General features: G+C 36.3%; 13 protein-coding genes. 8 read left to right on the top strand and 5 right to left on the bottom strand.

What is annotated here, in order from left to right:
- Nucleotides 1-48: 48 nt before the first annotated feature.
- The 6 genes from G9C87_RS16920 to G9C87_RS16895 are packed head-to-tail and all read left to right on the top strand — an operon-like array spanning nt 49 to nt 10519.
- Nucleotides 49-2955, top strand: a complete 2907-nt coding sequence (locus tag G9C87_RS16920; RefSeq protein ID WP_172283293.1) for a SusC/RagA family TonB-linked outer membrane protein — start codon at nt 49-51, stop codon at nt 2953-2955.
- A gap of 11 nt (nt 2956-2966) precedes the next feature.
- Nucleotides 2967-4520: a RagB/SusD family nutrient uptake outer membrane protein gene (locus G9C87_RS16915; RefSeq protein WP_172283291.1), complete on the top strand. Its 1554-nt coding sequence runs from the start codon at nt 2967-2969 to the stop codon at nt 4518-4520.
- 4 nt (nt 4521-4524) lie between these two features.
- Complete coding sequence (locus G9C87_RS16910; protein ID WP_172283289.1) at nt 4525-5955, top strand: glycoside hydrolase family 30 protein; 1431 nt, start codon at nt 4525-4527, stop codon at nt 5953-5955.
- Between the two features lie 3 nt (nt 5956-5958).
- Nucleotides 5959-8181, top strand: coding sequence for a beta-glucosidase BglX (bglX, locus tag G9C87_RS16905; protein WP_172283287.1), 2223 nt, complete (start codon nt 5959-5961; stop codon nt 8179-8181).
- Between the two features lie 45 nt (nt 8182-8226).
- A complete protein-coding gene (locus G9C87_RS16900; protein WP_172283286.1) occupies nt 8227-9036 on the top strand; it encodes a family 16 glycosylhydrolase in 810 nt (269 codons plus the stop codon).
- 43 nt (nt 9037-9079) lie between these two features.
- Nucleotides 9080-10519 (top strand): glycoside hydrolase family 30 protein, encoded by a 1440-nt coding sequence (locus G9C87_RS16895; protein ID WP_172283285.1) that lies wholly within the window; start codon nt 9080-9082, stop codon nt 10517-10519.
- Nucleotides 10520-10607: 88 nt separating this feature from the next.
- On the opposite strand, the gene G9C87_RS16890 is transcribed toward G9C87_RS16895, so the two are convergent.
- The 3 genes from G9C87_RS16890 to G9C87_RS16880 all read right to left on the bottom strand — a co-directional run bounded on the left by G9C87_RS16890 (nt 10608) and on the right by G9C87_RS16880 (nt 12789).
- Nucleotides 10608-11342, bottom strand: a complete 735-nt coding sequence (locus G9C87_RS16890) for a hypothetical protein (protein ID WP_172283284.1) — start codon at nt 11340-11342, stop codon at nt 10608-10610.
- 214 nt (nt 11343-11556) lie between these two features.
- A complete protein-coding gene (locus G9C87_RS16885) occupies nt 11557-12369 on the bottom strand; it encodes an enoyl-ACP reductase (RefSeq protein WP_172283283.1) in 813 nt (270 codons plus the stop codon).
- A gap of 120 nt (nt 12370-12489) precedes the next feature.
- Entirely contained in the window at nt 12490-12789 is a 300-nt protein-coding gene (locus G9C87_RS16880; protein WP_172283282.1) for a hypothetical protein, read from the bottom strand.
- A gap of 140 nt (nt 12790-12929) precedes the next feature.
- Here G9C87_RS16880 and G9C87_RS16875 point away from each other — a divergent pair, with 140 nt between their 5' ends.
- Entirely contained in the window at nt 12930-13493 is a 564-nt protein-coding gene (locus G9C87_RS16875; protein WP_172283281.1) for a DNA-3-methyladenine glycosylase I, read from the top strand.
- Between the two features lie 29 nt (nt 13494-13522).
- Nucleotides 13523-14365: a hypothetical protein gene (locus tag G9C87_RS16870; protein WP_172283280.1), complete on the top strand. Its 843-nt coding sequence runs from the start codon at nt 13523-13525 to the stop codon at nt 14363-14365.
- Nucleotides 14366-14408: 43 nt separating this feature from the next.
- On the opposite strand, the gene G9C87_RS16865 is transcribed toward G9C87_RS16870, so the two are convergent.
- Together G9C87_RS16865 and G9C87_RS16860 are read right to left on the bottom strand one after the other, a co-directional pair.
- Nucleotides 14409-15263, bottom strand: coding sequence for a nucleoside phosphorylase (locus G9C87_RS16865; RefSeq protein ID WP_172283279.1), 855 nt, complete (start codon nt 15261-15263; stop codon nt 14409-14411).
- A 7-nt stretch (nt 15264-15270) separates the two neighbouring features.
- Entirely contained in the window at nt 15271-15738 is a 468-nt protein-coding gene (locus tag G9C87_RS16860) for a hypothetical protein (protein WP_172283278.1), read from the bottom strand.
- Nucleotides 15739-15814 lie beyond the last annotated feature (76 nt).

Below are 15814 nucleotides of genomic sequence, written 5' to 3'. Positions count from 1 at the left end.
AAATATATTTTTATTGTCTCAAAATGAGAATTAAAAAACTAACTGTATATGAATATTAGAATATCAAGAGGTTTGGGAGTAGTTGCTGTACTATATTTTACAGCTAATTTCAGTGCCCAAAAAACAACCAATGATACTCTTCCGAAAGAACAAAAAATAGAGGAAGTAGTTATGATTGGTTATGGTACTCAAAAAAAGAGTAATGTGACTGGAGCAATTTCAAGTATTAAAGCTTCAGATATTGATGACGTTCCAGCAGGAAGACCAGAACAAATTCTACAAGGTAGAGCGGCTGGTGTCTCTGTAATTTCAAATTCTGGACAACCGGGATCTACTGCAACAATCAGAGTTCGTGGTATTACCAGCTTTGGAGCTGGAAGTAACGATCCACTATGGGTAGTGGATGGTATTGTTGTTGACAACATTGGTTGGTTGAATCAATCTGATATTGAGGGAATGGAAATTCTGAAAGATGGTGCTTCTGCAGCTATTTATGGGGTTTCTGCAGCAAAAGGGGTTGTCTTGATTACGACAAAGAAAGGTGCAAAAGGAAGATTAAATCTTTCCTATAATGGTTTCTTTGGGGTTGGAAGTGCATCCAAGAAATTAGATCTTTTGAATGCATCACAATATGGGATGATTATGAATGAAGCCAATATGAACGATGGAAAACCTGCTACTTTTTCAAACCCATCGGCGTTAGGAAATGGAACAGATTGGCAAAAGCAGATCTTTAATTCAGCCCAACGATCTTCTCATGAATTCAGTATCAGTGGAGGAAGTGATAAATCCACATTTTATACTTCATTCGGATATTACGATCAACAAGGTATTGTATTGAGAGATATTTCTAATTATAAAAGAATTAACGGAAGAATCAACTCAACACATAAAGTCTTTGATTTCTTAACGATAGGACAGACCTTTGCTTATACACACACAAAATCACAAGGAATTAATGAGAATAATGAATTTGGTGGACCATTAAGTTCAGCGATCAATCTTGATCCAACCACTCCTGTAGTAGTTACAAATGGTATTGCCAATCAGCCTTTTCCAAGTGATTACAATAGTCCTAATATTGTAAGAGATCCAAATGGAAACCCTTATGGAATTTCTCATTTTGTAAATAAAGAGATGACTAATCCATTAGCATTTAGACAAACTCAATTAGGAAGATACAAGTGGACAGATGATTTGGTAGCTAATATATTTGCTGATTTAAAAATTTATAAACATCTTAGTTTTAAATCAAGTGTTAACGGAAAACTTTCTTATTGGGGGAATCAAGCGTTTACTCCGGTATCATATTTGAGTCCAGCCAGTAAAAATGATTTTAATAATTTGTTCAGAGAAACTCAAAAGAAGTTTGAATGGAGTACGGAAAACACATTTACTTATCAAAACAAATTTGGCGAACATAGTTTAAATGTATTGTTAGGGCAGGGCTATTATGAATATAATATTTCTTCAGGTCAAAATACCACTTATAAAAACTTACCTACGAATGATTGGCAGGAAGCTTCTTTCAATTTTGAAATTCCACAATCAGATAGAGCTACTAATGCATGGGATGGAAAAGAAACTCACAAGACATCTTATTTTGCCAGAGTAGTTTATGACTATGCCAATAGATATCTTTTCACTGGTACGATCAGAAGAGATGGCTCTTCAAAATTTGGAAGCAATAATCATTGGGGGAATTTCCCAGCAATGTCTTTGGGATGGAATGTATCAAATGAAGAATTCTGGCCTCAGAACAATGTCGTAAATAGTTTTAAATTAAGAGGAGGTTATGGAGTTTTAGGAAATGATGCTATTGATGATTTCCAGTTTGCCAATTTCTTGGTTCCGGGAAGTAATTATACTTTTGGAGATGATATCATTCACATTGGATATGCACCAAGTACATTAGAAAATCCAAATTTGAAATGGGAAAGAACATCACAGTTTAACATTGCAGCGGATTTAAAAATCTTTAAGAATTTCGATTTATCAGTTGATGTATACAGAAAAAAGAGTACTGATATTTTGAGAAGAATTGATCTTCCTGGTTACCTTGGCTTAATAAATAATCCATTTAGAAATATTGGAGATATGAATAATGATGGGGTAGAGGTTAGTTTAGGATATAAAAAGAATTGGGGGGATTTTGGGTTTTCAGCGAATGGTAATTTTGCTTATCTGAAAAATGAGATTACACGACTAGAGGGCGATAAGCCATATGTGAATTTTGCTTCATTCCAGTCTATGGGAGCAGTTTCCAGATTACAGGTTGGTTCATCATATGGTTCATTCTATGGATATCAGAACTTAGGTGTATTCCAGAACCAGGCTGAAATTGATGCTTACAGAAACGCAAACGGAGGATTGATCCAAGCGAATGCTAAACCAGGAGATTTTAAACGTCTGGATGCAAACGGTGATGGGAAAATTGATGAGAACGATTACGTAAACCTTGGAAACTCTGTACCTAAATACACATTTGGACTTACTTTGAATATGAATTATAAGAACTTTGACCTGATGGTATTTGCTCAGGGGCAGGCAGGAAATAAAATATTCCAGGGCTTGAGAAGATTGGATATTCAGGAGGCTAATTATCAAACAACCATTCTTGATCGTTGGACAGGACAAGGAACTTCCAACACCATTGCAAGGGTGACTAAAGATGATCCTAATCAAAACTATACAAGAATGTCTGATTATTATTTGCAAAAGGGTGATTACTTACGTTTAAAACTGGTACAGGTAGGATATACACTTCCTAAAAATCTTTCAGAAACAATCGGAGCAAGTAAAGTAAGATTTTATATTACTGCAGAAAATTTGGTAACATTTACTAAGTATACAGGTTATGATCCTGAGATTGCAGGTGGTGATACCTTTGGAATCGATAGAGCATACTATCCACAGGCAAGAACTTTCCTTTTCGGTGCTAATGTTCAATTTTAATTTAAAGAAAAATGAAAAATAAAAGATTTATATATAAGAGTTTATCTGTCTTATTATTGACAGGTATAAGTTATGGAGCAATATCTTGTAACAATAGCAATCTCGAAGATGTGCAAAATACTGGGACATTTGACTCCGATAACTATTTTAAAAATGAAGAACAATCTTTTTCAGGTTTAGTTGCTGTTTATGACATGCTAAGAAAGTATTCTGGTGGATTTGAAAATGAGGTTACTTTCTTTAATGGCGCATCTGATGACTTCTTCTCAGGAGGTGGAAGCTCTACGGATGGTGCCGGTATTCAGGGTTTTTCTAATTATACGATCAATCCTATCATTATGCCACTCAGCTACTGGAAAGATTATTATCAGGGAATTGCAAAAGCAAATCTTTTATTAGATAGAATTCCTAATGCAAATATGAATGACCAGACCAGAAAAAGATTTATAGCTGAAGCTAAAGTATTAAGATCTTTGTATTACTTTGAATTGTTGAGAATGTTCAAAAACATTCCTCTCATCTTAAAGCCAATATTAGCAAACGACGATTTCTATAATATTCCTCAAGCAAATCCAGCGGATGTTTATGCTCAGATAGAATCGGATATTGTTTCAGCTATTAATGATCTTCCTTTATCTATTCCGTCTAGTAATAAAAGTGAAGTAGGAAGAATTACTCAAGGATCTGCACGTGCTATTTTAGGGAAAATTTATTTATATGATAAAAAGAATACTGAAGCAGCTGCCCAATTTGCAATGGTAAATGGAGATCCAGGTACTACAAGCCAGTATGGATATAAATTAGTTGCTAATTTTGCTGATTTATGGAAAGTAGATAATAAATTTACTACAGAATCCATCTTAGAGGTAATGCATACCAATAAAAGTAATGCGGATTGGCCATTTTGGGGGACTGGGAAAGATGAAGGAAATACGATCAATCAAATGGTAGGGATCATATCTTATGGACGTATTGTTCCTCCGGCAGGTAGTCCACCAAACAATGCTCCTGATCTTTCTTCAGGCTGGGGGTTCAATCCTGCTACAGAAGATTTATTTAATTTTATGCAAGGAGATCCTCGTTTAGATGCTACTATATTCAATGCTAAACAGTTAAAAGCAGATAATAAGATTTCTTATTCACCTGGATTTAAAGATACAGGGTATTTCTTGAATAAATATGTACCAAGAACTGCTGATAAATCTAATCAACCCGGGCCAACTGAGTTGAATTACCGTCAAAACTTTATTGCCATCAGACTAGCAGATACTTATCTCATGGAAGCCGAAGCCTTAGGAGGTTCTGGAGCAAGAGCTCAGGCATTACTGGATGCAGTAAGAGCTAGAGTAGGATTAGCTTCAGTTCCGGTTTCTATGCAGGCCATTAAAGACGAAAGAAGGAGAGAGCTAGCAGGTGAGGGACATAGATGGTTCGACCTGGTAAGATGGGGGGATGCTCCGGCAAAATTGGGAGCAAGAGGCTTTACTGCAGGTAAAAATGAAATTTTGCCAATTCCTTTTAATGAACTAGTAAATACAGCATTAAAACAAAACCCTGGCTACTAAAAACATGAAGTTTCACAGTTTATATAGTTTCTTTTTTAGAAGTATCACACCACTTTGTGGTGTGGTACTTTTATCTTTATCAGCATGCAAGTCACATTCGGTAAGTACAAGAAACGAAGTTCAGATATGGCTTACGAAAGGAGATGAGAGTATAAAATTACAACAGCAACCTTCAATTGGTTTTACAAACAATCCGGGTAGCAGTCAGAATATTGAAATTGATGACCAGCAAAAGTTTCAATATATTGACGGTTTTGGATATACGCTGACAGGAGGAAGTGTGGAAGTAATCAACAGGCTTTCAGAAACTAAAAGAAAAGCATTATTATATGAGCTTTTTGGTAAAAAGGATCAGTCCATTTCAGTCTCTTATATAAGATTGAGTGTCGGAGCTTCAGATCTTGACGGTGAAGTTTTCTCCTATGACGATTTACCGGAAGGACAAAAAGATCCATCATTACAACATTTCAGTCTTGCAAAGGACAAAGATCTGATTGCTATGCTAAAGGAGATTTTAGCAATTAATCCTAAAATTAAGTTTATTTCGGCACCCTGGTCTGCACCTGTCTGGATGAAAGATAACGGAAAGTCAAAAGGGGGAAGTTTAAAGCCTGAGTACTATAAGGTATATGCTGATTACTTTGTAAAATACATTCAGGGAATGAAAAAAGAAGGGATTACAATTGATGCCATTACTCCTCAGAATGAACCCTTACACCCGGGAAACAATCCGAGTTTATATATGACCTCTGATCAGCAGAAAGATTTTATTAAAAATCATTTGGGACCTGCTTTTAAATCTAAAGGCATTACAACTAAGATTGTTGTGTACGACCACAATTGTAATAAACCTGAATACGCAACCAACATACTAAGTGATCCTGAAGCTTATCAATATGTGGATGGTTCTGCATTCCATCTTTATGAAGGCGATATTTCTGCGTTAAGTACTGTCCATAATGCTTATCCTGATAAAAACCTTTATTTTACAGAGCAGTGGACAGGTTCCAGGAGCAACTTTAATGAAGATCTGAATTGGCATACCAAGAATGTGATCATCGGTTCTATGAGAAACTGGAGTAAAATAGCTCTGGAATGGAACCTTGCTAATGATCCGCAGTATAAGCCGCACACTGAAGGTGGCTGTACGGAATGTAAAGGAGCCATTACAGTTTCCGATAAAGAAAATTTCACGAGAAACGTTTCGTATTACATTATTGCGCACGCTTCTAAGTTCATTCCGGCAAACTCGCAAAGGATAGCTTCATCTCAAACCGATAATCTGTCGACTGTAGCATTCAGAACACCTGAAGGAAGAACAGTTTTGATCGTACAAAATAATAATAAAACAGAAGAGACCTTCTCTCTTAAATTTAATCAAAAAACAGCTCAGGTAAGTTTACCCGGAAACGCTGTTGCAACCTATATTTTCTAAATTATGAAAAGAGTTTATTTCTTACTGGCATTTGCTACTTTCGGCCTGAATACATACGGACAAAAAACAATCGACCAGAAAGTTTCTGAGCTTCTGTCCAAAATGACATTAGAAGAAAAAGTAGGACAATTGGTTCAATATAGTGGTTTTGCTTATGCAACAGGACCCCAGAATTCCAATTCGGCAACTGTTCTTGAAGAAATAAAAAAAGGTAAGGTAGGTTCCATGCTCAATGTAGCTGGTGTAGAAGAAACAAGAGCTTTTCAGAAATTAGCGTTGGAATCAAGGTTGAAAATTCCATTATTGTTTGGGCAGGATGTGATCCATGGCTATAGAACAACATTCCCTGTGAATATCGGACAAGCTGCGAGCTGGGATTTAGGATTAATTGAAAAGTCTGAAAGAATTGCAGCAACGGAAGCTTCAGCATATGGCATCCACTGGACTTTTGCACCGATGGTCGATATTGCCAGAGATCCGAGATGGGGAAGGGTCATGGAAGGCTCGGGTGAGGATACATATCTCGGTACTTTAATTGGCCTGGCAAGAATCAAAGGATTTCAGGGGAAAGGTTTAGGAAACCTTGATGCTATAATGGCCTGTGCCAAACATTTTGCAGCCTATGGTGCTGCAGTGGGTGGTAGAGATTATAATTCTGTGGACATGAGCCCCAGACAATTGAATGAAACTTATTTACCCCCTTTTAAAGCAGCAGCAGAGGCCGGAGTTGCTACGTTTATGAATTCATTTAATGACATTAATGGAATTCCTGCGACGGCAAACCAATACATCCTCAGAGACCTGTTAAAAGGGTCGTGGAACTATAAAGGCTTTGTGGTTTCAGATTGGGGCAGCATTGGTGAAATGGTGAACCACGGATATACAAAGGATAAAGCGGAAGCTGCTGAAAAGGCTATTATTGCAGGAAGTGATATGGATATGGAAAGCCGTGTTTATATGGCTGAACTTCCCAAACTTGTAAAAGACGGAAAAGTAGACCCGAAATTTATTGATGATGCGGCCAGAAGAATTTTAATTAAAAAATTCGAAATGGGGTTGTTTGATGATCCTTACCGTTTTAGTGATGAGAAAAGACAAAAAGAACAGACTGATAATCTTGAGAACAGGAAGTTTGGAAGAGAGTTCGGTTCAAAAAGTATCGTCCTTTTAAAAAATCAGAATAGCGTTCTGCCACTCTCAAAATCTACAAAAACTGTAGCTTTGATAGGTCCTTTCGGGAAAGAAACTGTTGCGAATCATGGTTTCTGGTCTGTAGCATTCAAAGATGACAATCAAAGAATTGTGAGCCAGTTTGATGGAATTAAAAATCAACTAGATAAAGGTTCCACATTATTGTATGCCAAAGGATGTAATGTTGACGATCAGGATCGCTCTATGTTTGCTGAAGCAATAGAGACGGCAAAAAAAGCGGATGTGGTTATTATGACCTTGGGTGAAGGGCACGCTATGAGTGGAGAGGCGAAGAGCAGAAGCAATATTCACTTTTCTGGAGTTCAGGAAGAATTATTGAAGGAAATTGCAAAAACAGGAAAACCAGTTGTTTTAATGATTAATGCAGGAAGACCTTTGGTTTTTGATTGGGCAGCGGACCATATTCCAACAATTTTATACACATGGTGGCTTGGTACTGAAGCAGGAAATTCAATTGCGGATGTCCTTTTTGGTTCTGTAAATCCGGGTGGAAAGCTTCCGATGACTTTTCCCAGAACTGAAGGTCAGATCCCTGTGTATTATAACCATTATAATACCGGAAGACCGGCAAAAACCAATAAAGAAAGGAGTTATGTTTCAGCATATATCGATCTGGATAATGACCCTAAATTTCCTTTTGGATATGGATTGAGTTACACAAAATTCAAATATTCCGATATGACATTAAGTTCTGAAAATCTTAGAGGAAATCAATCTTTACAAATTAAAGTTAATGTTTCCAATAATGGAAATTATGACGGTGAAGAAGTCGTGCAGCTTTACATTAGAGACTTATTCGGAAAAGTGGTAAGACCGGTAAAAGAGTTAAAAGGATTTCAAAAAATATTCCTGAAAAAAGGAGAAACGAAAACTGTGAGTTTTACACTGTCACCTGAAAATTTAAAATTCTATGACGACAAGTTGAATTTTGATTGGGAAGGGGGTGAATTTGAAATTATGGTAGGAACAAACTCTCAGGAAGTTCAGACAAAGAAAATTAATTGGATTAAATAGCCAGGATTACTAATGCGGGTAGTAGCCCGCTTTATATTAACGCATATGAAATTTTTTTTTCGAAATAGTTTACATGTATGGGTTGGAGGGATGCTGCTGTTTTCAGTGTTAGATTGTGCTTCATATAAAACAGATTCCGGCAGGAAGCTGATCTGGAGTGATGAATTTAATGGAAAGGGATTACCTGATTCATCAAAATGGAATTATGATGTAGGCGGAGGTGGTTTTGGAAATGAGGAAGCTCAGTATTATACAAAAGACCGCCCTGAAAATGCAAGAATGGAAAATGGGAATCTGGTGATCGAAGCAAGAAAAGAAGCATGGGATAAAAATAAATACACATCTGCACGACTTTTAACCAAAGGGAAGTTCTCTTTTCAATATGGAACAATTGAAGTAAGGGCTAAATTACCCAAAGGAAGAGGAACGTGGCCTGCCATATGGATGATGAGTGAGAATATGAAGAAGTGGCCGGATGATGGAGAACTTGATATTATGGAACATGTGGGATTCAATCCCGGATACATCCATGCATCAGTGCACACGAAAAAATACAATCATATCAAGGGAACTCAGAAAACAGATACTTTGATTGTTAATGATGCCAGTGAACGCTACCATGTGTATAAAGCAGACTGGACGCCGGAAAAAATAGAGGTTTATATTGACGATAAAAAATTTTTCACGTACGAGAACGAGGAAAAAACAAACGAAGCCTGGCCCTTTAACCAGCCGTATTATATCATTTTGAATTTGGCTATAGGTGGATTCTGGGGTGGAAAAGAAGGAATTGATGACTCTATTTTTCCTCAGAAGTACTATATAGATTATGTACGGGTTTATCAGAATAAATAATGAAGGGAGTTGCACAGCTCCGTAAAAACAGGAAGTAATAATAATGAAAAAACTAATTGTAAGCTGTCTTATTGCAGGGATAGCCAGTCATGTCAATGCACAGAATTACTGGAAGAAGAATGCCGGAAAATCGGCCAGGGTTATACTGACGAATTCCAAAACTGACGAAAAGATGGTAGATAAGGGAATGGTGCAGTTTGCAAAATTTGATCAGCCTAAAGAAAATGAAGCCTGTGTTTTTGTAGACCCGGATTTTAAATATCAGAAACTGATCGGAATCGGAGGTGCAATAACAGATGCAGCTGCAGAGACGTTTTATAAACTCCCGAAGGATAAGCAGAAAGAAATCATAGAAGCCTATTATGGTAAGAATGGATTAGGCTATACTGTAGTGCGTACCAATATGAATTCATGTGATTTTTCAAGTGATTCGTACACGTATGTAGAAGATAATGATACCTCATTAAAATCATTCTCCGTTGCTCATGATGAAAAATATAAAATACCGATGATCCAGGAAGCTCAAAAGGCGATAGGGAATCAGTTCAAATTGTATTTTTCACCATGGAGCCCACCGGCATGGATGAAATCGAATAAAAATATGCTGAATGGAGGCCGGCTTGAGAACCAGTATTATCAGACCTGGGCGGATTATTATATAAAGTTCATCAGGGAATATGAAAAAAGAGGAATCAAAATCTGGGGATTAACTGTACAAAATGAAGCCATGGCTAAGCAAACCTGGGAATCTTGTTTGTACACTGCTGAAGAAGAGGCCGCTTTCCTGAAGAATAACCTGGGACCCACTCTATGGAAAAACGGATTTAAAGATAAAAAAGTAATGATCTGGGATCATAACAGAGATCTGATCTTTCAAAGAGCCACAACAACTTTAAGTGATCCTGAGACTTCAAAATATGCTTCAGGAATTGCATATCATTGGTATGAGACCTGGCACAATAAGACCCAGTTGTTTGATAATGTTGGGGAAACACACAGGGCATTTCCGGATAAGTTCCTGGCTTTTACAGAAGGATGTAAGGAAGTTTTCAATATGTCAAGGATCAATGATGTAAGTCTTGGTGAATTGTACGGAAAAAATATGATCAATGACTTTAACAGAGGTACTTCATTATGGACGGACTGGAATGTTTTGCTTGACGAAACAGGAGGTCCGAATCATGTAGGAAATTTATGTTTTGCTCCGATTATTGCAGATACCCAGTCAGGAGAAGTACATTATACCTACGAATATTATTATGTAGGGCATGTTTCAAAGTATATTAAACCCAATGCGCAAAGAATTGGAAGCTCTACCAATACATCAGGGTTGATTTCTACCTCATTCATGAATGAGAACGGCCAGTTGGTTACCGTTATTATGAATAATACAGATAGTGATATCAATGCGAGCCTCTGGATCGAAGGAATGGCTGCCAAACTTCCTGCGCCGGCGCATTCCATACAAACAGTAATTCTATAATACACTTCATATTAATATTTTTTTATTTAAGTAGGCTGTCTTTTTTAGACAGCCTACCTTGTTTTTTATTAAAAAATAAAAATAATATTTATAATTCCTCCAGTAAAACATAGGTTCCTACAGATGTTCTTGTAGATGCTCCTGAAACATAATATCCTGAGTTTCCGGCATTACTTCCTCCATAACGTACCTTGAGTTCAACATACGCGTTGCCAGCGGAACCTGTTGTTACGATGATAATAGGAGGAGTAACACCCCCATCATCAAAGGTTTCTGTAGACGATTCCGTATATCCCTGGGTTGTTACGATTGCTTCAGCGTCACCACCGGCTGAAAACAGAGATGTGATATAACCGGGAGTGGTATTGCTATTACCAGTGGTACTTCCTTTAATTCCAATGTATCCGGTTATTTTAAATGTTTTATTGGGGGGTAAATTGATTCTGTCTTTTTGGCTATTAAAGGACAGGTGATCTGTATTAATACCGCTTACCACACCATCATATGTTAAGTTATAGTCAGTCCCTTTTGTAGTCAGAAACTGTGATGAGTTTTTGGAAAGTACCGCATAGATTTTTCTTCTGATCACTTCAGGATTGCTGTCCGATAATTTCTCAACATTCACTTTTTGAACAATCCCATTATCATCTGATGTTAAGATATATTTCGGAGCGGATGCAATACTGTCTACTTTTCTGATTCTTGTGTTTCCATTCACATCAAGAGTAGCAGTTGGTGCTGTTGTATTAATTCCTACCTGTCCAGTTTGCGAGTACGCCAATGGCATAATGCTTATAAAAATAAGTACTTTTAACTTCTTCATAATTTGTTGCTTTTTGGCAAAGTTAAATTAATTCAATTATAAGAGAAAAAATACGAATTAAATATATTATGTTTAACATATAATCAAAACGTTCTATGTGTCATTTTTTGTAAAATAAGCCGATTTAGATAAAGCTATATTAATAGTAAGCTAGCAAATAAAAAACAGGCTGTCTTGAAAAGGCAGCCTGTTTAATTTTTATTAAGGATGTTGATTATTTCTCAACGTCATACTTACTAATTACTTTCTGAGTAACACCCGAACTACTGAAACCACCGTCATGGAAAAGATTCTGCATTGTTACTTTTTTGGTAAGATCAGAGAAAAGTGTAACACAATAATCTGCACATTCAAGTGCTGTAGCGTTTCCAAGTGGAGACATGTCTTCTGCATATCCAAGGAAACCTCCGAAACCTTTTACTCCGCTTCCGGCAGTGGTAGGAGTAGGAGACTGGGAAACCGTATTTACACGAACTTTTCTTTCCCCCCAATAGTTTCCGAATGTTCTCGCGATACTTTCAAGATAAGCTTTGTTATCAGACATATCATTATAATCAGGGAATGTTCTCTGAGCAGCAATATAAGTAAGGGCCAGGATGCTTCCCCATTCATTCATACAGTCTTTTTCCCATGCCACACGCATTACTTTATGGAAAGAAACAGCTGAGATATCCCATCCTTTTTCCAACCAGTCGTAGTTCATTTCTGTATAATGTTTTCCTTTTCTTACATTTACGGACATTCCTATGGAGTGAAGGATGAAATCTATTTTTCCGAATTTTGCGATCGCAGCATCAAAAAGTTTTTCAAGATCTTCAACAGAAGTAGCATCTGCTCCGATAACCTCTGAGCCTGTTTTTTCAGCTAAACCGTTAAGTTCTCCCATTCTCAAAGCAATAGGAGCATTAGATAAAATAAATTCAGCTCCTTCTTCATGGCATCTTTCAGCAACTTTCCATGCGATCGATTGTTCATTAAGGGCCCCAAAAATAATTCCCTTTTTGCCTTTAAGTAAACCGTATGACATAATTTTTTAATGTTTATTAATATTACAAATGTAGCGATAATTTGTGTTTAGAACATAATAAAAAAACGGAGCCTTATAAAAAGGTTCCGTTTTTTTGAAAATATTTATATGACTGAAATTTTAATTGGTTTTTTTATTCCATTCCGCTTTTACATCTTCAGCCGCATCCTTGGTTTTTTCCCAGGCTTCATCCGCCTTATCCTTGATGTCTTCCCAAGTGTCAGAAATATTAGCTTTTACCCTGTCAAGCCAATCTTCCTGACTAGCTTCTTCGTCATTGTTTCTTTTTTCATTGATATAATCCCTAGCTTTGTCTGCTAAATCATTAATTTTCCATTTCGCATCGGTCGCTGCATTTTTTAAAGAGTTTTCTGTTTTATTTACCGCGTCCTCTGCTTTGTTGTAATCCGAATTGTTCATAACATTTATTATTTAGTGTTGTTTATAGTAAAACAATAACCATTCCTAAAATCCGGCTCTCTTGTTAAAATTTTCATAATCTTTTGTTATAGTTTTCTAAATCCGTTTTATCTTTAAAGGGATAAATACAATCTTGAGATATGGAAAAAATACGTTGTGGATGGTGTGAAAAAGATGATCTGTACAGGAAATATCATGATGAAGAATGGGGGAGTCCTGTTTATGATGATCAAAAGATTTTTGAATTTCTGATCCTTGAAAGTTTCCAGGCAGGATTAAGCTGGTATACCATTTTAAGCAAAAGAGAATATTTTACGAAGGCTTTTGATGGCTTTGACTATAAAAAGATTGCAAAATATGAGGATAAAAAAATTGAGGAGCTCATGCAGAATTCCGGCATTATAAGAAACAGGCTGAAAATTTTAGCAACGGTCAACAATGCACAGAAGTTTATGGAAGTCCGGAAAGAATTTGGAACTTTTTCCAAATATATCTGGGGTTTTGTAGGTGGTGAACCTATTGACAATAGGCCCAAAAGCTTGAAAGATATTCCAGCCACTACTGAAATTTCCGATATTTTATCCAAAGACCTCAAGAAAAGAGGTTTTAAATTTATGGGATCAACGGTAGTATATGGCCATATGCAGGCGACCGGTATGGTAAATGATCACATCGAGAACTGTTTTTTGAGGCTGCAATCCTGATACAACAAAATTATATAAAACTAAAAACGATGAATAGAATTTTACTTATGGCAGGTCTGATCTGCGCAAATTTAATGTTCGGGCAATCCAAGAAGTCACTTGAAAAGAGGCCTTTTATTCCGGTTGAAATCACTAAAACTGATGGTTCTACCGAAAATATTTTGTTAAGAGATATTTATTTCCCCAAAGCTGAATCCTTTATGGGGATTGTAGCACAAAGTAAAAATAAATCTGTTTTTGAGAATGAACAATTATTTGAATACAAAACTTCTGAAGCGTCGGAGATCAAGAAAATAGGGTATCATGATATTCAAAAAATAAAGGTAGTAGATAAGTATGATGATGAAGTTATAGGTTATGAAAAGCTGAGCATTAAAAAAGTGAGTAAGGATAATGATGTGAAAGATAAAAATTATACAGCCATCCTTCCCATTCTTTACGATGGTAAAATAGATATTTACGGGTATGAATATACAGTTTGTGGCAATGGTATGGGATGCATGTACGCAGGCACGATTATGTATATTAAAAATGACAAATCAGATTTTGCCGTAATGCCTGTTGATGTGGATGAAGTTTCATTGTTTAACCTGGGAAGCCTCGATGAAAAATTAATTAATGCTTTTAAATATGCCGGTGGGGATTGCCCTGAATTTGTAAAGTATCTGGATAATCTTTATATAAAATTACAGGACAGGGATTTTAGGAAAAAAATGAAGCAGGACATTAAAGACAATTACCAAAAAGCGATTGATGAATCTAAAAGTCTTGATAAAAAAGATAGATTCAATTATGTTACACGAAAAAGATCCGAATATGATATTAAAATGTTTGTGAAGATCATCAATGAATATGAAAAGAATTGTCCATAAAACAAAAGGATTTCAATTTTGAAATCCTTTTGTTTTTTTCTTATTATTTGATTATTCTCTCCAATACCCATTCAATAAGGTTCTTTTCCGATGCATGGTGATCAGAGGAAAATTCTCCACGTCTTCTGTTGGCAATTACATTATTTACGGTAATTGCTTTGTGTCCCAATAGTTTTGAGAATGCATAAATTGCCGAAGTTTCCATTTCGAAATTAGTAATGCCAAGTTCGTTCAATGTCTCCAGGAATTTATCATCCAGGGATTTCAGACGAAGTTGTCTGCCCTGTGGAGCATAGAATCCAGGGAATGTGGCGGTATTTCCATGATATCTGGCATCTTTGTAGTATTCAGCAATATCTTCAGCCCAGTCAGCAAAATAAAGCATTGGCTTAATTTTCTCATAAGGGAACTTTTCGATAAAGTTCTTTGAAAAATCATTTTCAAAATGGTAATCCTTATAAAAGTGCATAAGACCATCCAAACCTACAACATTTTGGGTTACCAGCATATTGTCCACCTGTACATCTGGATTCACGCTACCACATGTTCCCATACGGAAAAGTTCAAGCGCCTTATGTTCGGTTTTAATTTCCTTATTTTTAAGGTCGATATTAACCAGGGCATCCAGCTCATTCATTACAATATCGATATTCTCCGTACCGATTCCGGTGGACATTACTGAAATTCTTTCACCGCGTAAAATTCCTGTATGGGTATAGAATTCCCGTTTATTCTTTTTAATCTCTACTTTATCAAAATACTGAGATACTTTCGGAACCCTGTCAGGATCACCAACCAGGATAATTTTATCCGCAATATCTTCAGGTAAAAGGTTTAAGTGGTAAACACTTCCGTCATCATTTAGTACCAGCTCGGAAGCTGCAAGTTTATTTAGCATATTATGTTTATTTTTTTATGTCAATGAAAATGGCATCTTTATAAGGAGAACTTACAAGCTCATAAATAGAGCCGTACTCTTCTACGATCCTTTTCTGGCCATTGAAAACTTCGTAAACGGTTACTGTTGTTTTTTCAAAGTTTTTAGGATCTTTTCTCTGGGAGGTAATTTCATAAAAATGATTATCTTTTTTCAAAACAGAAACCAACTCTTCTTTAGTTGAATTATTCGAAGACATCATTCCCGGAAAATCCATTACAACATCTTTTAATTCGGTATAAGTTTTATAAGGTTTGGTCTCGCCGTTGGAGTAAACGTAAACTTTAGGTACGGCCTGATCCTGTACCAGACGGATCAGGTAATAATCATTACCCTTTTTTTCTGCATATACTGCCATTTCCTGACCTAATTTCTGGGCAAAAATCCCAAATGAGAAAAGACTTGCTACAAAAGCCAGTAGTAATTTTGTTTTCATAATGATATTTCGTTTTTGATTAGTTGTAAATATATAAAATCCTCATCCCATTAATCTCACATCATATTTTAAAAAG

The organism is Chryseobacterium sp. LAM-KRS1 (genome assembly GCF_013184525.1).
Lineage (GTDB): Bacteria > Bacteroidota > Bacteroidia > Flavobacteriales > Weeksellaceae > Chryseobacterium > Chryseobacterium proteolyticum.
This window is presented reverse-complemented; position numbering and strand designations above follow the sequence as displayed.

Bases quoted from the DNA above. Each gene is read 5' to 3' on its own strand.
- G9C87_RS16880 (WP_172283282.1), bottom strand. From the start codon at position 12,789: ATGAACAATTCGGATTACAACAAAGCAGAGGACGCGGTAAATAAAACA.
- G9C87_RS16920 (WP_172283293.1), top strand. From the start codon at position 49: ATGAATATTAGAATATCAAGAGGTTTGGGAGTAGTTGCTGTACTATAT.
- G9C87_RS16885 (WP_172283283.1), bottom strand. From the start codon at position 12,369: ATGTCATACGGTTTACTTAAAGGCAAAAAGGGAATTATTTTTGGGGCC.
- G9C87_RS16915 (WP_172283291.1), top strand. From the start codon at position 2,967: ATGAAAAATAAAAGATTTATATATAAGAGTTTATCTGTCTTATTATTG.
- G9C87_RS16870 (WP_172283280.1), top strand. From the start codon at position 13,523: ATGAATAGAATTTTACTTATGGCAGGTCTGATCTGCGCAAATTTAATG.
- G9C87_RS16895 (WP_172283285.1), top strand. From the start codon at position 9,080: ATGAAAAAACTAATTGTAAGCTGTCTTATTGCAGGGATAGCCAGTCAT.
- G9C87_RS16900 (WP_172283286.1), top strand. From the start codon at position 8,227: ATGAAATTTTTTTTTCGAAATAGTTTACATGTATGGGTTGGAGGGATG.
- G9C87_RS16860 (WP_172283278.1), bottom strand. From the start codon at position 15,738: ATGAAAACAAAATTACTACTGGCTTTTGTAGCAAGTCTTTTCTCATTT.
- bglX (WP_172283287.1), top strand. From the start codon at position 5,959: ATGAAAAGAGTTTATTTCTTACTGGCATTTGCTACTTTCGGCCTGAAT.
- G9C87_RS16865 (WP_172283279.1), bottom strand. From the start codon at position 15,263: ATGCTAAATAAACTTGCAGCTTCCGAGCTGGTACTAAATGATGACGGA.
- G9C87_RS16875 (WP_172283281.1), top strand. From the start codon at position 12,930: ATGGAAAAAATACGTTGTGGATGGTGTGAAAAAGATGATCTGTACAGG.
- G9C87_RS16910 (WP_172283289.1), top strand. From the start codon at position 4,525: ATGAAGTTTCACAGTTTATATAGTTTCTTTTTTAGAAGTATCACACCA.
- G9C87_RS16890 (WP_172283284.1), bottom strand. From the start codon at position 11,342: ATGAAGAAGTTAAAAGTACTTATTTTTATAAGCATTATGCCATTGGCG.